Raw genomic sequence first — 22,903 nt, 5'->3', positions numbered from 1 at the left:
AATTGATAAAGATGGTTTTTTTACAAGTGATTTTAACAAAGCAGCAGGAATTGCTGATAATTATAAAATCCACAGCGATAGTTTAAAATCTTTAGTAGAACATAATGAAAATGCAATATCACTTTATAAAATTTGTAAATCAATTGATATAGCAAAAAGCGTTGGTAATGCTTATAAAGTCTTAAGCCAAGTTGTAAGTGAAGATTTTTTAAACTCTAAAGAATTTTTTAATACCGAAGATATAAAGCAATTTCCACAAGGTTATATTCAAGCAAGAAGTGATGAAATCAAAATCAATAAAATTTTACATTCACCTGATGATTATGAGAATAATCACGGAATGACTTTTCAAAATGAACTTTACCAAACTCATCATCCCTTATTTTATTCTTTTGACAATGATGATAAAACCTTACCAAACACAAATGTTTTTCCACCTGATAATATCAAGCAAGACCCTAGATTTAGTGGATATTTTGGTGATTATGACGAAGCAAGACAAAATTATATAAATGAAAATGGAGAAATATCAAAAGGTGGGCTTTTGATAGGTATATTAAAATCAAACCCAACTTTAATTGAAGGAAAAAGCACATATAAAGGTAAATTAAGTGGTTATGATAGAAAAATTAGCTCGGCTACATTTTTTGCATTTGATAAAGCGTTAGGAATGCAAGTAATGGCAAGGGGAGAAAATGGCTTTATGAGTGCTGAAGTTGAGCGTATGCCAAGATGGCTGAAAGATTATGTCAAATTAAATGCTTATGATAAACCATTAAGCCAAAGAAGTGCTATTTTAGGAAGTGCTAATTATACTAAAACCTTATATAGTCTTAATAGTGGATTTTTTAGTAGTAATAAAAAAGCTGAAGAAAAACAAGCTGATGAATTTATGAGAAAGATAAGAGAGTTAATGGGTTTAGAAAATCCAAATAAAAACATTAGCGAATTAAATTATGATGAGTTTTTAAAACTAGCTTTTAGTTTTAGCCAAAATAAAGTATCTAATATAAGATTGTTTGATATAAAAGTTTAGATTATTTTAGAAATTTTATTGCAAAAGTTATAAGATATTTTGATTTTTGAAAAGATTTTCTTATTTTAAATTCTTAAAACTAAATAGAATTTAAAATAAGAATAAAAAGCGAATTAGGAATAATCCTAATTCAAAATTATTAAAGTTTGCCGCCTTCTACAACAACGCTTTCTTTATCAATATCAGTTCCATAAACAGGTGCTAGAGTTTCATCATAATTTTTGTGGAAGAATTGTTCTTCGCCTAGTTTTACTATCTCATTATTTAGCCATTCTAAAAGCTCTTTATTGCCTTTTTTAACAGCAGGTGCGATTACATCAATATCTCCTAATTCACTAATACCTACTACAAAATCAGGATTGTTTTTAACCCAAGCAAAAAGCAAGGTGTTATCGTGTGCTAGTGCAGCACCTCTGCCATCTAATAATGCTCCAAAAGTTTCAGTATTTTGGTCGTATTTTGCTAGATTTACTCCGTTTTTATTTTTTGTAAAATACGCATCAGCAGTTGTGCCTTTATTTACGATTAGAGTTTTTCCATCTAGTTCTTTAATGTCTTTAATCTCTGCATTTTTAGGACTTGCAATGCCTAATGAAACTTTCATATAAGGTAATGCAAAATCAACAACTCTTGCTCTTTCAGGTGTTTTTGTAAAATTAGCTAAAATAATATCAACTTTATCAGATTGTAAAAACTCAACCCTACTAGCAGCCTCAACAGGAACTAAGGTTAATTTATCTTCACTACCTAATAAATCTTTAGCAATTCTTTTTGCAAAATAAATATCATAGCCTTGGAATTTGCCTTCTTTATCAACAAAGCCAAATGGTGGTTTATCAGCAAAAACACCTATTTTAATATTATCGCTAGTTTTAATCTCTTCAATATTTCTAGCATTAGCAAAACAGGTTAGTAAAGCCCCTGCAACAAGTGATAAAATAACTTTTTTCATAATTTCTCCTTTAAATAAAATCGCTTGTAATTAAAACGCAAAAAAATTAATAAAAGATAATTTTAATCCTTTTTAAATTCAAACATATTTAAAAATTGCTTAGCTCTATTAGTTTGCGGATTTGTAAAAAACTCTTCAGGACTTGCAATTTCAACGATTTTGCCACTATCCATAAAAATAATTTTATCAGCTACAGCTCTAGCAAATGCCATTTCGTGAGTTACTATTAGCATTGTTTTTTCTTCTTTTGCAAGATTTAATAATACATCTAAAACTTCTCTTACTATTTCAGGATCAAGCGCAGCCGTAACTTCATCAAAAAGCATAATTTCAGGATTCATACATAAAGCTCTAACTATTGCAATTCTTTGTTTTTGACCGCCACTTAGCTCTTTTGGATAGGCGTTTTGTTTATGCTCTAAACCAACTTTTTGTAATAAATCTAGGGCTTGTTTTAAAACTTCATCTTTTTTACGCTTTTGAACTTTCATAGGAGCTAATAATATATTTTCAAGCACATTTAAATGGTCAAACAATTCATAGCTTTGAAACACCATTCCAACATATTTTCTAATCTCTTGCCAGTTTTTATAATCTTTAGTAATTATTTCATTTTTTATATAAATATTTCCACTAGCTATATTTTCAAGTCCGTTAATACACCTTAAGGTTGTGCTTTTCCCACAGCCACTAGGCCCTACTAAAACAACAACTTCGCCTTTATTAACTTCAAAAGAAATATCCTTTAAAGCGTGGTTATTGCCGTAAAATTTATTAATATTTTCAAGTTTTAAAATACTCATTAACTCCACCTTTTTTCTAGTATTTTTGATATTTTTGATAAGGGATAACAAATTATAAAATATATAAAAAATATAATTGTATAAATATATAAAGGTGCTAGATTGCTAATAAATAATGTAACTTCTTTTAATTGATTACCTATTGCTAAAATATCTACAACACCTATTAAATAAGCTACTGAAGTAGTCTTAATCATACGGCTTAAAAGATTTATTACATTAGGAATTAATCTTTTTAATGCAAGTGGCAAAATAATATATCTATACATTTGGTATTTGCTAAGTGCAAGTGCGATTGAGCTTTCAAATTGGTGTTTAGGAATACTTGTTATTGCACCCCTTACTAAATCCATCATCTCAAACATACCCCAAATCACAAATACAATAATAGTAGCACTAATAGCATCTATACTAAGCCAACTTGACATTCCAAAATATATTAAAAATAGCCAAACGATAATAGGCATAAATCTTATAATTTCAAGAATTATTTTTAGAATATAAAAAATAATTTTATTTCCTAAACTCATAAAAACGCCTAAAACAAGCCCACCTATAATTGAGAAAAATATAGATACAAAAGATATAAATAAAGTAACTTTTAAGCCTTCATAAAGCCTTGAATAAATTGATAAATCAAATAATATTTCACTCATTTTCTAATCCTTGCTTCAAACCAAGTTAAAAATAATGAAAGCGGTAAAATCATTATAAAATAAGCAACACAAAGCATAAATAAAGCTTCATTAGTCACATAATAAAGTCCTATTATATCTTTTGCTGTATAGACTAAATCAGCTAGAGCTATTACGCTTACTACTGATGTTTCTTTTAACAAAAATATTATATTCGCATTAATACTAGCTATAGAAACTCTAAGTGATAATGGCAATAATATGTAGTATAAAACTTGATTTTTGCTTAATGCTAGGGCATATCCTGCTTCTATTTGGTGCTTATTAATAGCATTTAAGCCTGATTTTAAACTCTCAGCCATATATCCACCACCTAAAAATGCAAGTCCAATTACTCCACAAGTAAAGGCTTCAAGTTTAATTCCAAGCTTTGGCATTGCATAATATAAGAAAAACAAATGAATTAAAAGCGGGGTATTTCTTGAAAGCTCTATATAAGCATTGCAAATTAGTTTTAAAAACCTTAGTTTATGTAGTTCAACCCACATACAAAATAGCCCTATTAAAAATGATAAAACTATGCCATAAAATGCAAGTTTTATAGTAAGGATTAATGCGTCTATGTAAAGTGGATAAAACTCTTTTATAACTTCAAAATCCATCTAAGCTCCTAGCTAAAATAAAAACGGGTTAAATATATCTTTTTTTGATAAATAATATTTGCAATTTTATTTTCAAATTCTTTTAATTTTGTTACAAAAATTATTAATAAATATGTGTTTATATTAAATAATTTTATTCAAATAAATTAACTTGATTTTGAGATAAATAATTTAAAGAAATCTTTAAGAATGCTAATTTATAATCAGCCTTTTAATTTTGGCTAAGTTTTAGCTATACAAAGGATTTTTATGAAAACTTCAAATTTTGGTGCAGAACTTGCACACTTTCATCAAAACTACCTAAGCAAATTCTATAGCAATACTAAAGCGGTTATGGTTTTAAGCATAATGGCAACTTTATATTTTGCTATTTTTGGTGGTGTTTTTGCAGTAACAGGCGAATTTACTCGTATCGGTGGGGAAATTCTTGAGCTTTTTGGAATGGATTTAAGTTCGTATTCATATTATCAAAAGCAAAATCTAAACGGAACTATGCTAACTCGTGTTGATGGGGTTATGATTATTGGACTTATAATTGGTTGTTTATTAGCTGCTAGCGTTGCTAATAAGGTGTATTTTAGAAAAATAGCTTCTAAGACTAGATTTTTTCAAGCATTAATTGGCGGGATATTAGCAGGATTTGGTGCTAGACTTGCTTGGGGATGCAATTTGGCTAACTTTTTTACAGGTCTTCCTTATTTTTCTTTACATACTTGGGTTTTTGCTATTTTTATGTGTCTTGGGGTTGCAGCGGCTATTTTGGTGCTAAAAATTAAGATTTTTGCTCCTAGATATGAGATGATTAAAACAAATACTCCGCAATTAAAAATAGATAAGAATTTAGAACAAAAAAACAAAATTATTTTATTTCTTAGCGTAATTGCTTTTTTTGTATTCTTTGCATATTTAGCTAGTAATGATACTAAAAATCTTCCTACAGCATTGATATTTGGAGTGATTTTTGGCTGGTTGATACAAAAAGGACAGATTTGCTTTACTTCTTGTTTTAGGGATTTATTTTTATTTAAAAGATATAGCTTTTCTTTAGCTTTATTTGTATCAATGTTAGTTGCTAGTATTTTCGTATTTGCATTATTAAATAAAGGCGGATACAACTCTAAAGTTTTAGAAATATCTCTTGGGCTTTGCACGGGAGCATTTATATTTGGCTTTGGTATAGTGTTTGCAGGTGGTTGTGAATGTGGATTTTTATATCGTGCAGTAGAAGGGCAAACTCATTTTATAGTAGTTGGTATTGGAAATATAATAGGAACTATGCTAATTGCTTTAAATTATGATTTATTGCCTAAGTGGTTTTTGAGTGGAGAAAAAATCAAATTAAGCGGATATAGTGGTCTTGGCATTAATATAGCTTTATTTTTAATAAGCATTGCTTTAATATTATTTTATGCAAGGAGAAAAAATGAAAATTGATTATTCTATTTCTTTATTAGGCGAACCTTGTCCTTATCCTGCAATTGTTGCTAATGAAGTAATTCACAAGCTAAAAAGTGGCGAAGTATTAGAAATAATTAGCGATTGTCCGCAAAGTATTAATGGAATTCCACCTGATATGAAAGCTTTAGGTCATAGTTGCGAAGTAGTGCAAAATGGCTCTATTTTAGGCTTTTATATCACTAAAAAATAAGTTTAGAATTTAAAACAGAAGTTTTAAATTCTAATTAACTTAAATCTTAAAATATAAACTAGACTTGCAAGTAAGCAAAAAACGCTTATTATGCAAGCTAGTGCAAAACTCGTATTAGCATTCATAGCACCGACTAAAAACGCTGCAAATCCTGCGAACATAAATTGCATAGCTCCAAGTATTGCTGAAGCACTACCTGAATATTTTTTAGATTTTTGCATAGCTTTTGTAACTAGATTTGGTGTTATAAAGCCTAGCATACATAAAGTTAAGAATAAAAATAAAGTAAAAGTATAAAAATTATTTGATAAGAGTATTAAGCAAAATGAATTAATTATCATTGTTATACAAGCTATAAAAATTACTTTTGATATACCAAATTTAGAAGTAAAATATACATTTAATCTAGCTGTTATCATAAATCCTAAAGAATTTATCCCAAATATTAATCCATATTCTTGTAAGCTGATATTAAAAACATTGGTAAAAACAAAACTTGAACCACTAATATAAGCAAATAAAGTGCTCATAATTAAACTTGAGCTAATTACATAAATTAAAAAACTTTTATTAGTTAAAACACTTTTATATGCTTTATAAATATTTGAAAATGAAAAAGGAATTTGATTTTTGTTACTTTCTTTTATATAAAAAATACTTAAAAATAATAATAAAATTCCAAGACAAAATAAAGTAATAAAAATGCTTTGCCAAGAAAAGTATTTAAGCAAAAGCCCACCAATGCTAGGAGAAATCATAGGAGCTATGCTAGAGCTAATCATCATTAATGAAAATACAGCCACTGCTTTTTGCTTAGAAAAACAATCATTTACAATAGCTCTTGCAATCACAACCCCAGCACATCCGCCAAGTGCTTGCATAAATCTTAAAGCAATAAAAGTATAAATATTATCAACTAAAAAACATAAAAAGCTAGATATTATAAATATGAAAAGTCCTATAATTAATGGAATTTTTCTACCATAAATATCACTAATTGGCCCATATAATAATTGTCCTAATGCAAAGGCTATAAAAAAACTAGCAATGCTTAATTGAGTATAAAACTCACTTGTATTAAAACTATGCTGAACTAAGCTTAATGCGGGTAAATACATATCGGTTGCAAGTGGGGCAATAGCACTTAAAAATGCCAATATTAAAATAAAAAATTTTTCTTTCATCTATACTCCTAAAAAATATGATATTGTCTTAATTTGGCAAATGAAGTTTTATGCAAGGAAAATTACCTTGCATAAATTATTAATGTTGATGATGATTGATTGCTTCTGGATATTTATAACCTTTTTTCTCTAAATATTCTTGCATAAATTTAATTTCAATTTCTTGAGCTTTTATAATATCATTAGCTAATTTTTTGATATTTTCATCTTCTCCATATTTTAAAACGATTTTAGCCATATCAACAGCACCAATGTGATGAGGTAGCATACCTGCTACAAATGCTATATCAGGGTCGTTTTCATTCATACCTGCTTGCATTTTAGAATGCATTTTCATCATACTTTCATTTAGTTCTTTTTTCATATCGTTTAATTCTTGAGGACTTAAATCTTTAGCAAATAAACTAAATGCACCTAAGCATAAACATAAAAAAATTTTTTTCATAAAATACTCCTTGTTTTAAATAAAGATATATTTTATTAATTAGTAATTTCTATTAAGTAAATTATTTAGATTTTACATTAATTAAGACTATTTCGCTACTTGCATTAAACCTAGCTACTATGCCCCAAAATCCCGCTCCACTTGTTACATACATTTTGTTATTTTTTACATTATATAAACCTTTTAAATATCCTTGCTCAAGTTTAACAGCTAGGCTAAAAGGAAAGATTTGTCCTGCGTGAGTATGTCCAGCTAGGATTAAATCATAAGGGCTAACATCGTATTTTTTAACAAATTTTGGCTGATGGGTTAGTAAGATATTAAACTTATCTAATTTAGGCTTTAATTTGCTAATATCAGGCTCAAAAGTCTTAAGCTTTAGCCCCATCAAATCATTTACACCTGATATTACAAAATCATCAAATTCTATGCTTTTATTATCTAAAAAATGCAATTTATATTTTTTTAATTCCTTAGCGATACTGCCTACTCCGTGATAATATTCGTGATTTCCTAAGACATAAAATGTGCCATAGGTTGATTTTAGTTCATTTATATAATTAAGGTTTTTGACATTATTAATACCTGTATCTACTAAATCTCCTACGATTACTACTAAATCAGGATTTAAAGAATTAATTTTATTAATTATATTTATAAAAAACTCATCATTTAAATTCTTTTTTAGATGAATATCAGCTATCATTGCGATTTTTAAATCTTTTTTTAGTTTATCTTCGTTTAGATTTATTTCTTTTATTTTAGGGACTTTTATTGCGTTTTTTGATACCTTATAAAAAAATATAAAAGCTATGAAAATAAATATATACTCATAATTTAAAATATTTATATCTTTTAAATAATAAATAAGTATAAAAAATATAGGAAAAAAATTGAATATCTCCCATATATCAATTGCTTTTGCAAAATGTTCTTCATAGACTATTTTTGTCTTGATATAATAAAAACTCATAATTATAAAAAATACAATAGTTGAAGCAATTAAAATTATAAAAGAATAATACAAAAGCTCTTTAATTAAGTTTTCTTGAGTAATTAAGCTTAGTTCAAACGCAAAAATAATACTATAAAAAGCCACAATTATTTTTCTAAATTTATTAAAAGTATTATTTTTAATAGTTCTTAAAAGCATATTTGCATTAGCGAAAAATACCAATAAAAAATATAAAATACCAAGTAATATAGCCATAATTAGTCCTTATTAGAATTTAAATTAGGAATTTCAAACTGCAATTCATCAGCAAATAGATTTCTCATACCAAAAATCCTACTTAATATTACATCTTGTTCTTTTACACTTGAGAGATTTTTGCCTGCATCTATTGTGGTTATTGCTACTTTTCCAACGATAATTCTACTCTCAACTCCACGCTCATAATTTTTAATCCCCCATAAATTATGCAATATATAGATTTTGTTATCAAATTCTCCTAAATATAAAACTATATGACCTTTTAGAGCTAGCAAGGTTGCAAAAGGTATTGCATTGCTTTTAATATAATTATATTTTTGTTTATTGCTAAGTTTTGAGATATTAAAAAATATTTTTCTATTTAAATAATCTTTTTGATAGATTTGATCTTGCGAATTTCTAGCTAGAAAAACTCCAAATGTGCCAAATACATCTTTTAAAAAAGCAGAGCAATCTCTATCGCCGTTTAATCCGCCCCAGCCATAGTTTTGTCCTATTAATTCATTTGCGATTTTTTTTAAATCAACGCTAGAAAAACTATCTCCAAGTTTGAAAAAATCTTCTTTTTTGACCTTTATTTCAATAAGTTTTGCGTTATTGTTTAAATCCTTTTTAAAAACTCTTATAGTATAAAAATTAGCACTTTCTTTACTTAATGCCAAAGGCATTCCAATTCTTGCGTATTCTATGAAGTCTTCATTTTTATCTATTAATGCAATTTTATCTTTTTTAGGCATTATGAAGTCTTTTGATGATTTATAAATATTTAAATCTTCATCACTAATAAATGCAATATTTTTATTTTCTATAAAGCCAACTACTACGCTATTATAAATAAAACTCCAGCCAAAATCCTTGCTAAAATGAGAGATTTTAACAGGAGTATATGCGTAGATAAATGAGTTTTGCAAATAATCAAACGGATAGCCTTCGCCTGCTAATTTAGGATTTTTAAATCTTGGTTTTTTAGTAGGTAATAATCTTAAATTACTTGAATGAATAATGATTGCATTTTTTGAAATTTTGTTTAAATTATCAAAATCAGCATTATCTACTATATTTTGCATTAATTTTTGAGAATTTAATTGATAATTTTCTCCATAACCTGTGTCTTTTAAAATATCATTTGCAATATTTTTCATATTGATATTTGTTTTATCAATTCCCCACACATAAAATAGGTTTTTTAAATAATTTTCTTTTAATTTTTGTGATACTTCTTTAGTGATATAAAACTCATTGCTCTCATAATTATTTAAATCTTGAGATGGAAGAGCAAAATAATTTTTACTGCAAGAAGTAAAAACTACAAGACAAATAATTAAAATAATATTTTTCATCATTCAAATCTAATTAAAATTGCACCTATGAATTTATTATCTTCGTAAGCTTCAACCCTATAAATCTTACCTGCTTTATCAATTGAGTATTGTTTTTGCATATTTTTAAGGCTTAGTTTTATACTATCTTCACTATCTTTTGCGTTATAGCCTATGACATTTATCCTTACTTTATCGTGTTTTTTAACTAAAAAATAATTTTTTACTTCAATCATTTTTGCGAAATTAGTTGTGATTTCTTTATCATCAACAACCAAATTTAACTTATCAATAATATCGCTATATTCAACATTTTTTTCTAAATACAAATTAGTTTGAAAGCGATTGCCGTATTGAATACTAAAGCCATTATCTTGATTGTTTTTAAAAATCGCAGTTAATTCATTGCTAGCTTTATAAGTAAATGGCAATTTTATTGGAATAAATCTTATTTTTTCTCTTGGTTTTTGAAGGCTTAATAAAAAGCGATTTTCAATTTTAATTAAAATCGGTTTTTCAATAACTTCTCTTACTGCATTAGGATTTAATTCAAATTCTCGCTCAAACTCAACTCCAGCAGCCTTTAAATAGCTCTCAATTGCTAGTAAATGATAATATGCTCTTTCGTGGGTTAATAGATTTTTGCTAGCTTCGTTTGCATAGGCGGCTTTACCTTGAGTAATTGCATAATAAGTTAGGCTTTTTAGCATTTCTTCATCGCCATTTGCTGTGTTTGTGTTTTTTAAATGATAGCTATGTAATTTGTGTAATAAATTATTATTTATACTTTCACAAGCTTTACTTGCAATTTCGTTTAAATTCCCGTATTTTGCGTCAATTTGCTCTTGGTCAATTATGCAAGAATTTCCCCATTTTTTAGGATTTTTATCCTTATTTATATAATTTGGAGAATAATATCCACTACCATCGTGAAGATTTATTATGAGTTTTACTTCAGGTAAAGTTATTATTTTTTTAATTAATTCAACCGTGTAATAATCAGGGTCATCTTCGCTAAGTTCTGCGAATTTGCGATTTAAATCTCCAAATTCTCCACGACTTCTAGCAATTATTGAATCAAATGCAAGATTTGGCACTACAATTACTTTTCCTTTAGTGATTTTATAATCAGTGATTAATAAGCTAGCAGCGTGAAAACCACCTGGCTCATCTCCTTGAATACCGCCAAAAATCAAAACGGTATTATCACAAACTTTTTCACATTCTCCTAAAGTGTTTATAGTAAAATTTAAAGCAAATAAATTAAGACTTAAAAATGTTAAAAATATCTTAAGCATTCAAAAACTCTCTTACCATTTTATCTACACTAAACACATCATCAATAGTATTTATTTTACTATCAGCAAATTTATCTAAAGCCTTAAATACTGCGTCACTAATATCATAGAATTTACATTCATCTTTTAAATATTTATATACAAATTCTTCATTAGCAGCATTGATAATAACACCTAAATCAGGATTATTTAATAGCTCATCTTTTAGCCTAAAAATAGGGTATTTATTAGGATTTATCTCAAAGAATTCTAATTTAGCAAGTTTTAAAATATCAAAATATTCACAAGCAGCAAAATCACTCTCACCTAAGAGTGCATTTGCAATGCTAAGCTTCATATCAGGCACGCTAAAATAAGCACTCATTGAGCCATTTATACTTTCACAAAATGCGTGAATACTTGAGCTTGGCTCTATGATTGCGTCTAATTCTAAATTAGGATATAAATGTTTTGCTTCTATTAATTCATAAAGCTTATTTGTCATTGTTGCACTATCTATTGTGATTTTTGCTCCCATATCCCAATTAGGGTGTTTTAAGGCTTCGTTTGCTTTTAGATTTGCAACTTCATTGTATTTAAAAAATGCCCCACCACTAGCAGTAATTGTGAGCTTTTTAGGGTGTTTAATACCCCTTAAAAGTGCTGCTAATGCACTATGCTCGCTATCAATAGGAGAGATATTAAAGGTATCAAGAAATTTTCCAGCCACAACCAAGCTTTCTTTATTTGCTAAAAAGAGTTTTTTATCTAATTCTTGAGTTTGTAAAGATATTTTAAGCCCTGCAAATCCTACTATTGCATTGATAATTCCATCACTTTTTAAATCTTGCATTATAAATGCAGCGTCTTTTATTGAGTATTTATTAGAATGATTGACTTTATCTAGTATTTCATCACTTGCTAAGACTATTTTAGGATTAAACATTTTTATTTGTTCGTTTAATAATTCATAGTTTTTATAAGCACTAATGCACTCTAATTTAATATCAGCTTGTTTTATTATTTTTAAAGCATTAACGCCGATTGAACCAGTTGAACCAAATACGCTTATAATTTCAGGTTTTGTTGGATTTATAGTAAAGCTCATAAGAATACCACCATAATAATACTAGCAAAAATCAAAGCATCAACTCTATCTAATACTCCGCCATGTCCAGGGAAAAGCTCTCCACTATCTTTAACCTTCGCTAAGCGTTTTAAATAGCTTTCAAATAAATCTCCAAATACAGCAAAAAACGCCATTAAAAATGATAAAAATAAAACTCCAAAAAAGCCAATCTCACTATAAACAAAACTAGCATAAATGCTTGAAATTATTGTGCTAATGATAATTCCGCCGATTACTCCTTCTAAAGTCTTATTAGGAGAACTTGGGCTAAAGCTAGTTTTTCCATATTTTTTACCTACAAAATAAGCAAAACTATCACATAAAACAACACTTAAAAGTAACCAAATAAAGCCACTTAATTCAAATCTAATATAAGTTTCAAAAATAAAGCTAATTCCAATTCCTGCATAAATAAATGGTAGAATTTCTTTTAAATCTCCTTGTTTGTATGCTAAAAAAGAAGCAAGAACTAAAATAGCAAAAATCATAGAAACCACAGGCATTTGAGTATAAATTCCTAATATCAATCCTAAGGCTAAAATTAAATAATTATTTTTAGTATCAAATAATTTACAAGCTTCAAAATATCCAATGCCACTAGCTAATAAAAATATTATTAGCCATAAATAATAAGAATTTATTGCTAGAAAAATTACTGCAATTATTGCAAAAATTAAGCCTGTTTTTATTTTTTCATTCAACATAAATACTCCTTAAACAAGTTTATCAAAAAGCCTATCGCTTTCTTTTATTTCTTCAATTTCTTCATCTTCTTCTATCATAACACCGAAAAAATTAGCTCTTTTATGCTCTTTTTTAGGGCGTTCTTCTTGATATGATTTTTCATCATCAAGATTTGTGTTTGTTTTTGAGCTTTCGCTACTTTCTTCTATTACATTAACTTCTGGCGTAACTAAAGTAATTTGCTCATCAGCAAACATTTTTGCATTATGTTTTGCGTGATTATCAATCGCTACGCCTTGATTTTGATTTATATAATTTATATTTCCAATATTATTTACACTCATAAAAAAACCTTTATAGTATCGTAATTAACATAATTAACGAATGCTTTTTCAATAATTTTTACATTTGCTCTTTTTGTAAAATCTACTAAAAAATTACCTTCTTTTTTACCAGAATAACAAGCACAAAGACTTGCAGCATGATAGATTAAATCTATATCATAGCTTTTTTTGTTGCTTGAAATTATTACATGAGAGCCTTTTAAATCCTTTAAATGAAACCATAAATCATCTTTTTTGCTATTTTTTAGCAAATATTCATTAGCGTTTTCATTAAGTCCTACGCTAATTTTGTAATCATTTACATAAAAATTTAATATGTTTGGATTTTGCTGGGTTTTGCCTTTTTTATTGTTTTTTGCGAATAATGAGCGTAAAAATACTTCATCTTTTGTGCAAATTATTGCTTGTTTTAGACTATTTAAAGCATTTATTTTTTCGTTTAGATTATCTTTTTCTATGCTTATATTTTTTGCTTTTTGGCTTAATTTTTTAGCGTTTTTATAAATATTATTTAGCTCATATTTTGCAGAGTTGATTAAAGAATATTTATAAATTCCTATTTCAAATTCTCTTTCGTAATCTTTGATTTTATATAAGTTTTCTTTTAGTGCATCGCCTTTTGCGTATTCATAAAGTGCTTTTTTGTTTAGCAATTCTTCATCTTCTAAAGAATTTATTAAAAGCTCTAATTTTTCAATTTTTTTATCATTTTCCATTATTTTTTGAGCTTTTAATGAGTTTAATTTCTCGTTTTGAAGACTTGCAAAAATATTTGCGAAATAAATTTTAAAATCTTCAATTTTTATATTTTTTTCAGTGATTTTTGTAGGTTCTAAATCTATGTAAGGTTCATTTTGTAAAATATCTCTAAGGTTGTTTTTGCCGTATCTTAAGGCACTTATTATATTTCTTTTATCATCTAAGATTAGTGCATTTGTAAATTTTCCTGAAAACTCAAGTATTAAATAAAATTCCATTTTTTTATAAGCGTGAGCTAAGGCTAGTTTAAACTCTAAAATCCTATTATTTATAGGCACTTTAATATCTAAAATACTTGCGTTAAAAAGCATTTTTTTAAGTTGTAAATCAAATGGACTAGTATAATCTTTAGCATATAAATTACCACTATAAATTGCACTTTTGCCCTTGGTTAAATCAAAATATAGTTTATCTTTAAACTCAATACATAAGCAATTATCATTTATTCTATATGCACGATTTATCTTTTTATATTGCTTTAAATAATCTTTAATTTGCACTAAATCATAATAATTCATTTTTAATCCTTTTATTAATTTTAACGGCTAAAATTAATAAAATTAGAAAAAAAGGGAAATCTATGACTTTAACAGAACAAATATTTGCTCATCATATAGGAAAAGAAGTAAAAGCAGGTGAGATTATTGATTGTCCTATTGATATGGTAATAGGAAATGATATTACAACTCCAATTTCTATTAAACAATTTAAAAAAAGTGGTGCTACAAAATTAGCTAATCCTGATGGCTTTGCAATTGTGCTTGACCACTATATTCCTGCAAAAGATATTCTAAGTGCAAATCAAGCAAAAATTAGTAGAGATTTTGCAAAAGAACATAATTTAAAATATCTTTTTGATGAAAAAAATATGGGTATTGAACATGCACTTTTACCTGAAAATGGACTTATTAGCCCAGGTGATGTGATAATTGGTGCAGATAGCCATACCTGTACGCACGGAGCTTTAGGAGCATTTGCTACTGGAATGGGAAGCACTGATTTAGCGTATGCAATGATAACAGGTAAAAACTGGTTTAAAGTGCCAAGTGCTATTAAAGTGCAGTTTCGTGGAAAATTAAAGCCTTGGGTTTATGGAAAAGATTTAATTTTAGAAATTATTAGAATTTTAGGCGTTGATGGGGCTTTATATAAATCATTAGAGTTTTTTGGAATTAAAGAGCTTGATATGGATAGCCGTTTTAGTTTATGTAATATGGCGATTGAAGCAGGTGCAAAGAATGGAATTTGTGCTGTTGATAATGTTACAAGAGAGTTTTTAAACTCGGTTGATTTAAAGAGAAAAGGCGTTGAGTTTAGCCATTTGCCAAATGCTGTTTATGAAAGAGTAATTGAGATTGATTTAGACAAGCTTGACCCTGTTGTAGCATATCCGTTCTTACCAAGTAATGGTAAAAGTATAAAACAAGCTGTAAGTGAAAAGGTAAAAATTGATCAAGCATTTGTAGGCTCATGCACAAATGGAAGGCTAAGTGATTTAAGAATTGCAGCGAGTATTTTAAAAGATAAAAAAGTTCATTCAGATGTAAGAATGATAATTACTCCAGCTACAACCAAAATTGCTTTACAAGCTCAAAAAGAAGGCTTAATGGATATATTTGCTAATGCTGGTGCAGTTGTTAGTAATCCAACTTGTGGTGCGTGTTTAGGTGGATATATGGGGATTTTAGCTGATGGAGAGCGTTGTATATCAACTACGAATAGAAATTTCGTAGGTCGTATGGGTGCAAGAACTTCAGAAGTTTATCTTGCAAATAGTGCAATTGCGGCTGCTAGTGCAATTAAAGGATATATTTGTTCTCCTGATGAGCTTTAAAAATAGCGTTTGCCTAATTTTAGGTGGTGGAAAATCAAGTAGAATGGGGCAAGATAAGGCTAATTTACGCTTTATTTATAAAAAGCGTGAAATTAGCCTGATTAATTATTTATATGAAAAATTACAGCCTTTATTTAATGAAATATATTTTTGTGCTAAGGCTAAGCCAAGTGATTTAAAATGTAAATTTTTAAAAGATAATTATGAATATTTTCATCCGATTAATGGTTTAAAGACTTTTACAAATATTAAAATTCCTAATTCAAATTCTGTTTTTGTAATTGCAGTTGATTTTGTAAAAATTAATAAAAGCTCTATAAAAAGACTTTTTTATAAACATAAAAGATATAAAAGTTCAGTAGTGGCAAAAAGTATCAAAACTCATTTTTTATGTGGTTTTTATAAGATGAGCGATTTAAAATATTTAGATGAATTAGATGAAAATTGCAAAATTAAAGATTTTTTTATAAAGTCAAAGGCAATTACTTTAAGCTTTAAAAATGATAATATTTTTTTAAATATGAATACAAAAAGTGATTTTGAAAAGTTCATTAAAAGTTACAGACATTAAACATTTTATGTTATAACTAAGCCTTTTTTATGGAGAGTTTGGCCTACTGGTGTAGCCCTAAGACTTCAAATCTTGTGGTGGGGTAGTTGACTATTCTGCGGGGGGTTCGATTCCTTCACTCTCTAGCCAATTTTTAGAATTTTAAATAATATTTTAGGTTTAAATTATAAAATATTTTTTGATTTATGGTTTTTAGGAAAACAAGTTGAAAGAGATTAGAAGAGTTGATAATTTTGAATATATTATAAAAGTTACCGTTGTTATTATTGGCTTAGTTCATCTTATATATACTATTAGTTTTACCTTAACTGGTTTATATTTCTTATTACCTTCTAGCATAATTCAAATTCTTATATCTTTAATTGTAGCCTACATTGTGTTAGTCAAAAATAAAGGACACGCAATCGCTACGATATACGCACATTTAGATATATTATTTTCTTGTTGTTATTGCACTTATTATCTTGGATGGGGATATGGTTTTACTATGATAATAGTTCTTTTATTATCATTAGCGTATTTGCAAAATTTCAATACTTTTTTAGTTCCAATAGGTATTGGACTTGTAGAAGCGACTGCTTTTTTTGTGATGTTATATATTACAAAAGATACTCCAAATTATCCAAATCCTTTTATGCCTTATATAAATATCGCTAATTTTTTATTTATGGTAGTTACATTGTTAGTTTATATTTGGCTAAATGATAGAGAGAATGCAAAGATTATTAAGCAACTTGATGATAGAAAAGAATTTTTGCAATATAAGGCAGAAAATGATTATTTAACTACGCTTTTAAATCGTCGTGCTATGAATGAAATACTAGATAATGTATTAGAAAAATTAAAAAATAAAGAAATAAATTCTTTAGCTGTAGCAATAGGCGATATTGATAATTTTAAACATTTAAATGACACTTATGGTCATAATTTTGGAGACTTAGCTTTAAAAGAAGTTGCTAGGGTGTTTAAAAATGAATATGAAAATAATGAAAATACTTATGTAGCTAGATGGGGTGGAGAAGAATTTTTAATACTATTTAGCAATTATTCTTATAATGATTCTTTGCATTCTTTGGAAAAAAGCAGAAAACTTATTGAAAAATTACAAATTAAAGATGAATTAAATAAAACAAGTGTTACTATTTCAATAGGTATGAGTTATTCTATAAATTTGATTAATAAAGATGTTTTGATAACAAAAGCAGATGCAGCACTTTATAATGCAAAAGACTCTGGTAAAAATAGAGTAAAATCAGTGAATTTGGGTTAGATATGGGAAGTTTTTTAGATAAAGATGACTTGATTATTGCAAAAAGAATTGCGGGATATATATTACTTATATTTTCTATTCTTTATCTATGTTTAGCGATTTTTATGGGTAGTTTAGGTCATAATTATCCTATGTTTGTTAATTTATTTTTATCTTGTGTTTATGCTTATTCTTTAAAAAAACTAGATTCATTAGATATAAATAGTTTGGTTTATACCGTTCATTTTGTTTGTATAGTTTATGCTATTTTTATGGTTCTTTATTTTGGCTGGGGTTTTGGGGCTCAATATTTTTTAATACCTTGCATAGCGTTTTGTTATGTAGGTCAATTTGAAAATAGAAAAATAATTTATGCTTTAGCAATTCTTGAAAGTATTATTTTTGAAGCTTTATATATTTTTATGGAAGTTAATAAATATACTTTACAAAATCAATTATATGTATTTGGATATGATGTTAATGGTATTTTTTACATAATACATAGTCTTTTTGCTTGTCTTACAATTATAATTGTTATGTATTTTTTAAAAATTAAAGTTTATAAAACAATTGAAATAAAAGAAAATGCGAATGAAGTTTTGAGTATTAATGCTTCTACTGACCCACTTACATATTTATTAAATCGTTGGGCTTTTATGGAAAAAATTCATTTAATTCAATATAAAAAGAATTTTCATTTTGCTTTAATAGATATAGATTTTTTCAAAAAAGTTAATGATACTTATGGTCATAGTGTTGGAGATGAAGTTTTAAGAGTAACTGCAAGTTGTATAAAACTTAATTTTTCAAAATATACTGATATGATTGCTAGATGGGGTGGAGAAGAATTTTTAGTATTTGCATTAGGTTGCAGTGAAGAAGAATTTTATGAAGCTTGTAATAATTTTAGAAAAGAATTAAAAAATAATAAATTCTGTGCTGGTGATTTTAGTATAACTGCTAGTATAGGATGTTTGCATATAAGTGGTGATTTTGTATATAGTAATTTTGATAAATATATTAAAGAAGTTGATGAATTATTATATGTGGCAAAAAATAGTGGTAGAAATAGGATAGAATCAAAAAGCGTATAGACAATGAATGAATTTAGGCAGATAGAAAATATAAGACAATTAGTAAAAATCACAATGATTTTACTAACACTTACACATTCTTCTTACGGAACTCTTTTTTATTTTTTAGGACTTCATCCTATGGTTAATATTAAGTTTATTGAAGCATTTATTGCTTTAATAGCTACTATTTTTATTTTAAAAATTGATAAATATCATAATATTGCCGTTTATTTTACGCACGCATCAGTTTTAATATCTTGTTCAATTTGCACATATATGCTAGGTCAAGGATACGGCTTTTTAATAGTTATGATTATGTTGTTGTCTTTAGGCTATGTTCATGATTTTAGAAGCTCTAAATATCCTTTAATTATTGGTATTTTTGAAGTTGTTTTATTTTTAGCAACTGCAATTGTTACTAAAGATATTCCTGATTTTGAAAGTGATTATAAAGTATTTGTATATATATTTAATATTATAAATATTACTGCTGTAATTATTTTTTATTCTTCATATACTCATAGTATTGATGTAAATGAAAGCAAAATGCTAGAAAAAGAAAGTGTTAAATTACAAAATAAAGCTGATTATGATTATTTGACAAATATTTTAAATCGTCGTGCAATGAATGAGATTTTGCATATATATCATAACTATTTTCAAAAAGACCAAATTCGTTCTATGGTAATTGTTTTAGGCGATATTGATAATTTTAAGAGCTTAAATGATGAGTGCGGTCATAATTTTGGTGATATTGTTCTTAAAAATACTGCAAAAATTATTAAAGATAAATTAAATAAAAGAGCATCTAGTTATGTATCAAGATGGGGTGGAGAAGAATTTCTAATCTTACTAACTGGTCTTAATATAGATGAAAGCGAAGAACTGATTAATGAAATAAGAGAAGATTTTTCTAATTACACTCACAAAGATGGTTACAATGCTAGGAAAACTACAATTACCTTTGGAATTTGCTATTCTTTAAGACTTGAAAGTATTGATTATATGTTATCTCAAGCTGATAGTGCTTTGTATAATGGTAAAAAATCAGGTAAAAATAAAGTAGAAACTATAGTTTTAGGACAAATATGATAGATTTTGAAAAAAGAAAATATGAGTTAGTTGAAGTTTTACAAGCCGAAAAAATTATGAAAGGTATCATAGTATTTAATTTATTTTATGCTCTTATTATGATACTTAATGATATTCCTTATTTGTTTTTAGCATACTTTATGTTAGCGGGGTTATTTTTAATCTCTTTAGTTTTTGTAAAAAGTAATAATTTTAATGCTTGTATTCATATCACTTTTTTTGCTAGTTTGATATTTTCTGCTAGTTCAATTTACTATCTTGGTTGGGGATATGGATTTGAATATTATATATTACCAATAATGTCTTATTTTTATGTAGGCGTTTATAAGAAAAAAACAACAGTTTATATAATCGCGTTTTTTGGCCTTTTATATTATTTATTTATGTATTATTTTTTCTATATAGAGAATAATTCTTTAGAAATTCCTTTATATTTATTTCACGAAGACCCTAGAATTTATTTTAATTGTTTTAATGGTTTTGTTATTTGCTCTATTTTTATCATTGTATCAAGTGCATTAAGACAACAAATATATATAGAATTAGAAAATAGGCAAATTATGAATAAAAAATTAGATAAAAGTGCTAATTTTGATTATCTTACAAGGCTTATGAATAGATGGTGTTTTGTGGATAGTATTGAAGATTTAGAGATTAAAAATAAAGTAAGTATTGCTTTAATAGATGTTGATTATTTTAAAAAAGTAAATGATACTTATGGTCATAATGCTGGAGATGAAGTATTAAAAAATTGTGCAAATCTTATGAGAAAATATTTTGGTGAATATACTGATTTGATTTGTAGATGGGGTGGAGAAGAATTTTTAGTATTAGCTTATAATGTATCAGAAACTGATTTTGAAAATACTTGTGAGAATTTTAGAATAGAATATGCAAATTCTACTTTTTCTATTGAGGGATTAAAATCAAGTGTAAGTATTGGGTTAATTTACATTGATAATAGTTTTGCAAGTAATATTTTAGATGAATATATAACAAAGGTTGATAAGTGTTTATATGAAGCTAAAAATACTGGTAGAAATAAAATAATAAAAAATATAATTTAATTTAAGCAAAAATTAATTTTATTAGGATAATATACAGCTTTTATTTTTAGTGTGCGTTCATAGCTCAGCTGGATAGAGCAACGGCCTTCTAAGCCGTAGGTCAGAGGTTCGAATCCTCTTGGGCGTACCACTTAGCGGATGTGGTGAAATTGGCAGACACGCCAGACTTAGGATCTGGTGCAGCAATGCGTGGAGGTTCAAGTCCTCTCATCCGCACCACTTATCACTTTATTTATCTTTTTTAATCACCTTTTTAATATTTGTTACGAAAAGTTACATTAACACATAAAAGTGCTAATTTTCTTTGCTTAAAATCTGATTTTATTGTAACATAAGTCCTTTTATTTTATCAAAAAGGAGCCTTAATGGTAGAAAACCAGCAAATCAAACGAAATGGATTTGAAAAAATCTTACACAAAATTGAAGTATTAGGAAACAAATTACCTGATATTACAATTCTTTTTTTAATTGCATTTTTTATTGTGATGATTTTAAGTTTTGCATTAAGTTTTATTGATTTTTCTTACATTCATCCAGTTAGTCATGAAAAAATTGTAGTTAAAAATATGTTTGAAATTCATAATTTAACTGAACTAATAGTTAGATTAGGCGTTAATTTTATAACTTTTCCTGCTTTACAATTAGTTTTAGTTGCTACTTTAGGAGTTAGTATTGCAGAAGGCAGTGGTTATATTAGAGCATTACTAATTAAAATGATAGGAATAGTTCCAAAAAGCATTGTTGTTCCTGTGGTTATATTAATTTCTATATTTTGCCATATAGTATCAGATAGTGCTTATGTATTTTTAATGCCAATTGCAGCTGCTATGTATTATAGTGCAGGTCGCCATCCAATAGCTGGAATTACTACTTCATTTGCTGCACTTGCAGGTGGGTTTAGTGCTAGTTATATTCCAAGTGTAGTTGATCCGTTAATGCAAGAATTTACTCAAAAAGCAGCAAGGACAATTGACCCAGAAATAAGCGTAAATGTATTGTGTAATTATTTTTTAAGTATTTTTTCAACTTTTAGCGTAATTGCTGCTTGTTGGTTTGTTAGCTCAAAAATTATTGAGCCTATGCTAAATAAAACTATGCCTATTGATAGTGATTGCAAAATCGCTCATTTAGAAAATGAGAAATTAAGCTCACAAGAAAATAAAGCTTATTGGGGAGCAACTTTAACATTTATATTTATGGCTTTATTATTATTTGCTGTATCAATTCCAGATGATTCGGTTATGCGTGGTGCTAATGGCTCACTTACTAGTGCTGATGCAGCTTTAATGAAAGCTATTGTTCCATTAGTATTTTTATTCTTAGCAATTCCAGGATATGTATATGGAAAAATTAGTGGCTCTATAAAAACTTCAAGTGATTTATCAAAAATGGCTGCAAGTAGTTTAAATACTCTTACTACTTTTATAGTATTTTGTTTCGTATGCGGGCAGTTTTTATATGTATTTAATACTTCAAATCTTTCAACTCTATTAGCAATTTCAGGAGCTGAGTTTTTAAAGAGTATGAATATGCCTTCAGTTTTCACCGTTTTAGGAGTGATTATATTTACAAGCTTTTTAAATATTTTTGTTACATCAGCTACATCAAAATGGGCTATATTAAGCGTTATTTTTGTTCCTATGTTAATGTTACTTGGAATTAGTCCTGAACTTACTCAAGCAGCATATAGGACGAGTGATAGTGCGGTAAATGTTATGACACCTATGTTTCCATTTTATCCATTAGTGATTGGTTATTGTCAAAAATATTATAAAAAAACAGGGGTTGGAACACTTAGTTCATTAATGCTTCCATTTGGTATTGCTTTATGGATAGCTTTAGTTGGTAGTTTATTTATATTCTGGGCTTTAGGTCTTCCATTAGGATTTGATACTACTTATGTTTATAATTTTAAAGGTTAGAT

Annotated in this window: 23 protein-coding genes and 3 tRNA genes; 13 read left to right on the top strand and 13 right to left on the bottom strand. The window is 27.3% G+C overall.

What is annotated here, in order from left to right; all coding sequences use genetic code 11:
• On the top strand, positions 1-1,036 hold a 1,036-nt coding region (locus AVBRAN12642_RS00915; RefSeq protein WP_336607827.1), incomplete at its 5' end, for a Cj0814 family flagellar-dependent secreted protein.
• A gap of 139 nt (positions 1,037-1,175) precedes the next feature.
• Here AVBRAN12642_RS00915 and AVBRAN12642_RS00910 read toward each other — a convergent pair.
• The 4 genes from AVBRAN12642_RS00910 to AVBRAN12642_RS00895 all read right to left on the bottom strand — a co-directional run bounded on the left by AVBRAN12642_RS00910 (position 1,176) and on the right by AVBRAN12642_RS00895 (position 4,088).
• Positions 1,176-1,988: a cysteine ABC transporter substrate-binding protein gene (locus tag AVBRAN12642_RS00910; protein WP_214119709.1), complete on the bottom strand. Its 813-nt coding sequence runs from the start codon at positions 1,986-1,988 to the stop codon at positions 1,176-1,178.
• A gap of 62 nt (positions 1,989-2,050) precedes the next feature.
• Positions 2,051-2,791, bottom strand: a complete 741-nt coding sequence (locus AVBRAN12642_RS00905; RefSeq protein WP_239803371.1) for an amino acid ABC transporter ATP-binding protein — start codon at positions 2,789-2,791, stop codon at positions 2,051-2,053.
• Positions 2,791-3,447: an amino acid ABC transporter permease gene (locus AVBRAN12642_RS00900; protein WP_214115982.1), complete on the bottom strand. Its 657-nt coding sequence runs from the start codon at positions 3,445-3,447 to the stop codon at positions 2,791-2,793. The genes AVBRAN12642_RS00905 and AVBRAN12642_RS00900 overlap by 1 nt, the downstream gene beginning before the upstream one ends.
• Positions 3,444-4,088 carry an amino acid ABC transporter permease gene (locus AVBRAN12642_RS00895; protein ID WP_214115980.1) on the bottom strand — a complete coding sequence of 215 codons (645 nt, stop codon included), beginning with the start codon at positions 4,086-4,088 and terminating at the stop codon, positions 3,444-3,446. The genes AVBRAN12642_RS00900 and AVBRAN12642_RS00895 overlap by 4 nt, the downstream gene beginning before the upstream one ends.
• Before the next feature lie 249 nt (positions 4,089-4,337).
• Here AVBRAN12642_RS00895 and yedE point away from each other — a divergent pair, with 249 nt between their 5' ends.
• Together yedE and yedF are read left to right on the top strand one after the other, a co-directional pair.
• Entirely contained in the window at positions 4,338-5,522 is a 1,185-nt protein-coding gene (gene yedE, locus AVBRAN12642_RS00890) for a selenium metabolism membrane protein YedE/FdhT (RefSeq protein ID WP_336607826.1), read from the top strand.
• Positions 5,512-5,736: a sulfurtransferase-like selenium metabolism protein YedF gene (yedF, locus tag AVBRAN12642_RS00885; RefSeq protein ID WP_214115976.1), complete on the top strand. Its 225-nt coding sequence runs from the start codon at positions 5,512-5,514 to the stop codon at positions 5,734-5,736. Before yedE ends, yedF begins: the two co-directional genes overlap by 11 nt.
• 23 nt (positions 5,737-5,759) lie before the next feature.
• Here the strand turns inward: yedF and AVBRAN12642_RS00880 are convergent, their stop codons facing one another.
• The 9 genes from AVBRAN12642_RS00880 to AVBRAN12642_RS00840 all read right to left on the bottom strand — a co-directional run bounded on the left by AVBRAN12642_RS00880 (position 5,760) and on the right by AVBRAN12642_RS00840 (position 14,608).
• Positions 5,760-6,920, bottom strand: a complete 1,161-nt coding sequence (locus tag AVBRAN12642_RS00880) for a multidrug effflux MFS transporter (RefSeq protein WP_214115973.1) — start codon at positions 6,918-6,920, stop codon at positions 5,760-5,762.
• 79 nt (positions 6,921-6,999) lie between these two features.
• Positions 7,000-7,365 carry a CopM family metallochaperone gene (gene copM, locus AVBRAN12642_RS00875; protein WP_214119711.1) on the bottom strand — a complete coding sequence of 122 codons (366 nt, stop codon included), beginning with the start codon at positions 7,363-7,365 and terminating at the stop codon, positions 7,000-7,002.
• A gap of 61 nt (positions 7,366-7,426) precedes the next feature.
• Positions 7,427-8,575 carry a metallophosphoesterase gene (locus AVBRAN12642_RS00870; RefSeq protein WP_336607825.1) on the bottom strand — a complete coding sequence of 383 codons (1,149 nt, stop codon included), beginning with the start codon at positions 8,573-8,575 and terminating at the stop codon, positions 7,427-7,429.
• Positions 8,576-8,577: 2 nt separating this feature from the next.
• Positions 8,578-9,918 (bottom strand): SH3 domain-containing C40 family peptidase, encoded by a 1,341-nt coding sequence (locus tag AVBRAN12642_RS00865; RefSeq protein ID WP_336607824.1) that lies wholly within the window; start codon positions 9,916-9,918, stop codon positions 8,578-8,580.
• Positions 9,918-11,195, bottom strand: a complete 1,278-nt coding sequence (locus AVBRAN12642_RS00860) for a M99 family carboxypeptidase catalytic domain-containing protein (protein ID WP_336607823.1) — start codon at positions 11,193-11,195, stop codon at positions 9,918-9,920. Before AVBRAN12642_RS00860 ends, AVBRAN12642_RS00865 begins: the two co-directional genes overlap by 1 nt.
• Positions 11,188-12,246 carry a 1-deoxy-D-xylulose-5-phosphate reductoisomerase gene (locus AVBRAN12642_RS00855; RefSeq protein WP_214116014.1) on the bottom strand — a complete coding sequence of 353 codons (1,059 nt, stop codon included), beginning with the start codon at positions 12,244-12,246 and terminating at the stop codon, positions 11,188-11,190. Before AVBRAN12642_RS00855 ends, AVBRAN12642_RS00860 begins: the two co-directional genes overlap by 8 nt.
• 32 nt (positions 12,247-12,278) lie before the next feature.
• Positions 12,279-13,007, bottom strand: coding sequence for a phosphatidate cytidylyltransferase (locus AVBRAN12642_RS00850; RefSeq protein ID WP_267524286.1), 729 nt, complete (start codon positions 13,005-13,007; stop codon positions 12,279-12,281).
• Positions 13,008-13,016: 9 nt separating this feature from the next.
• Positions 13,017-13,331: a hypothetical protein gene (locus AVBRAN12642_RS00845; protein WP_214119715.1), complete on the bottom strand. Its 315-nt coding sequence runs from the start codon at positions 13,329-13,331 to the stop codon at positions 13,017-13,019.
• Entirely contained in the window at positions 13,328-14,608 is a 1,281-nt protein-coding gene (locus tag AVBRAN12642_RS00840; protein ID WP_214115953.1) for an NFACT RNA binding domain-containing protein, read from the bottom strand. Before AVBRAN12642_RS00840 ends, AVBRAN12642_RS00845 begins: the two co-directional genes overlap by 4 nt.
• 62 nt (positions 14,609-14,670) lie before the next feature.
• On the opposite strand from AVBRAN12642_RS00840, the gene AVBRAN12642_RS00835 reads away from it, so the two are divergent.
• The 10 genes from AVBRAN12642_RS00835 to AVBRAN12642_RS00790 all read left to right on the top strand — a co-directional run bounded on the left by AVBRAN12642_RS00835 (position 14,671) and on the right by AVBRAN12642_RS00790 (position 22,901).
• Positions 14,671-15,924, top strand: coding sequence for a 3-isopropylmalate dehydratase large subunit (locus tag AVBRAN12642_RS00835; protein WP_336606854.1), 1,254 nt, complete (start codon positions 14,671-14,673; stop codon positions 15,922-15,924).
• On the top strand, positions 15,914-16,495 hold the full coding sequence (locus AVBRAN12642_RS00830) for a molybdenum cofactor guanylyltransferase (RefSeq protein ID WP_336606853.1): 582 nt from the start codon (positions 15,914-15,916) through the stop codon (positions 16,493-16,495). Before AVBRAN12642_RS00835 ends, AVBRAN12642_RS00830 begins: the two co-directional genes overlap by 11 nt.
• Positions 16,496-16,525: 30 nt before the next feature.
• A tRNA-Sec gene (locus AVBRAN12642_RS00825) sits at positions 16,526-16,624 on the top strand.
• A gap of 76 nt (positions 16,625-16,700) precedes the next feature.
• Positions 16,701-17,765: a GGDEF domain-containing protein gene (locus AVBRAN12642_RS00820; RefSeq protein WP_336606852.1), complete on the top strand. Its 1,065-nt coding sequence runs from the start codon at positions 16,701-16,703 to the stop codon at positions 17,763-17,765.
• Positions 17,766-17,767: 2 nt separating this feature from the next.
• A complete protein-coding gene (locus AVBRAN12642_RS00815) occupies positions 17,768-18,838 on the top strand; it encodes a GGDEF domain-containing protein (protein ID WP_336606851.1) in 1,071 nt (356 codons plus the stop codon).
• Positions 18,839-18,841: 3 nt separating this feature from the next.
• Positions 18,842-19,912 (top strand): GGDEF domain-containing protein, encoded by a 1,071-nt coding sequence (locus AVBRAN12642_RS00810; RefSeq protein WP_336606850.1) that lies wholly within the window; start codon positions 18,842-18,844, stop codon positions 19,910-19,912.
• Entirely contained in the window at positions 19,909-20,979 is a 1,071-nt protein-coding gene (locus AVBRAN12642_RS00805; RefSeq protein ID WP_336606849.1) for a GGDEF domain-containing protein, read from the top strand. The genes AVBRAN12642_RS00810 and AVBRAN12642_RS00805 overlap by 4 nt, the downstream gene beginning before the upstream one ends.
• Positions 20,980-21,032: 53 nt before the next feature.
• A tRNA-Arg gene (locus AVBRAN12642_RS00800) sits at positions 21,033-21,109 on the top strand.
• Between the two features lie 4 nt (positions 21,110-21,113).
• Positions 21,114-21,198: transfer RNA gene (locus AVBRAN12642_RS00795), tRNA-Leu, on the top strand.
• Positions 21,199-21,344: 146 nt separating this feature from the next.
• Entirely contained in the window at positions 21,345-22,901 is a 1,557-nt protein-coding gene (locus AVBRAN12642_RS00790) for an AbgT family transporter (protein ID WP_239803380.1), read from the top strand.
• Positions 22,902-22,903: the final 2 nt, after the last annotated feature.

Origin of the sequence: Campylobacter sp. RM12642 (genome assembly GCF_020137635.1) — a bacterium.
GTDB lineage: Bacteria > Campylobacterota > Campylobacteria > Campylobacterales > Campylobacteraceae > Campylobacter_E.
This window is presented reverse-complemented; position numbering and strand designations above follow the sequence as displayed.

Bases quoted from the DNA above. Each gene is read 5' to 3' on its own strand.
- AVBRAN12642_RS00790 (WP_239803380.1), top strand. From the start codon at position 21,345: ATGGTAGAAAACCAGCAAATCAAACGAAATGGATTTGAAAAAATCTTA.
- AVBRAN12642_RS00835 (WP_336606854.1), top strand. From the start codon at position 14,671: ATGACTTTAACAGAACAAATATTTGCTCATCATATAGGAAAAGAAGTA.
- AVBRAN12642_RS00815 (WP_336606851.1), top strand. From the start codon at position 17,768: ATGGGAAGTTTTTTAGATAAAGATGACTTGATTATTGCAAAAAGAATT.
- AVBRAN12642_RS00845 (WP_214119715.1), bottom strand. From the start codon at position 13,331: ATGAGTGTAAATAATATTGGAAATATAAATTATATAAATCAAAATCAA.
- AVBRAN12642_RS00870 (WP_336607825.1), bottom strand. From the start codon at position 8,575: ATGGCTATATTACTTGGTATTTTATATTTTTTATTGGTATTTTTCGCT.
- AVBRAN12642_RS00860 (WP_336607823.1), bottom strand. From the start codon at position 11,195: ATGCTTAAGATATTTTTAACATTTTTAAGTCTTAATTTATTTGCTTTA.
- AVBRAN12642_RS00900 (WP_214115982.1), bottom strand. From the start codon at position 3,447: ATGAGTGAAATATTATTTGATTTATCAATTTATTCAAGGCTTTATGAA.
- yedE (WP_336607826.1), top strand. From the start codon at position 4,338: ATGAAAACTTCAAATTTTGGTGCAGAACTTGCACACTTTCATCAAAAC.
- AVBRAN12642_RS00895 (WP_214115980.1), bottom strand. From the start codon at position 4,088: ATGGATTTTGAAGTTATAAAAGAGTTTTATCCACTTTACATAGACGCA.
- yedF (WP_214115976.1), top strand. From the start codon at position 5,512: ATGAAAATTGATTATTCTATTTCTTTATTAGGCGAACCTTGTCCTTAT.
- AVBRAN12642_RS00805 (WP_336606849.1), top strand. From the start codon at position 19,909: ATGATAGATTTTGAAAAAAGAAAATATGAGTTAGTTGAAGTTTTACAA.
- AVBRAN12642_RS00880 (WP_214115973.1), bottom strand. From the start codon at position 6,920: ATGAAAGAAAAATTTTTTATTTTAATATTGGCATTTTTAAGTGCTATT.
- AVBRAN12642_RS00830 (WP_336606853.1), top strand. From the start codon at position 15,914: ATGAGCTTTAAAAATAGCGTTTGCCTAATTTTAGGTGGTGGAAAATCA.
- AVBRAN12642_RS00905 (WP_239803371.1), bottom strand. From the start codon at position 2,791: ATGAGTATTTTAAAACTTGAAAATATTAATAAATTTTACGGCAATAAC.
- AVBRAN12642_RS00910 (WP_214119709.1), bottom strand. From the start codon at position 1,988: ATGAAAAAAGTTATTTTATCACTTGTTGCAGGGGCTTTACTAACCTGT.
- AVBRAN12642_RS00850 (WP_267524286.1), bottom strand. From the start codon at position 13,007: ATGTTGAATGAAAAAATAAAAACAGGCTTAATTTTTGCAATAATTGCA.
- AVBRAN12642_RS00865 (WP_336607824.1), bottom strand. From the start codon at position 9,918: ATGAAAAATATTATTTTAATTATTTGTCTTGTAGTTTTTACTTCTTGC.
- AVBRAN12642_RS00810 (WP_336606850.1), top strand. From the start codon at position 18,842: ATGAATGAATTTAGGCAGATAGAAAATATAAGACAATTAGTAAAAATC.
- AVBRAN12642_RS00840 (WP_214115953.1), bottom strand. From the start codon at position 14,608: ATGAATTATTATGATTTAGTGCAAATTAAAGATTATTTAAAGCAATAT.
- copM (WP_214119711.1), bottom strand. From the start codon at position 7,365: ATGAAAAAAATTTTTTTATGTTTATGCTTAGGTGCATTTAGTTTATTT.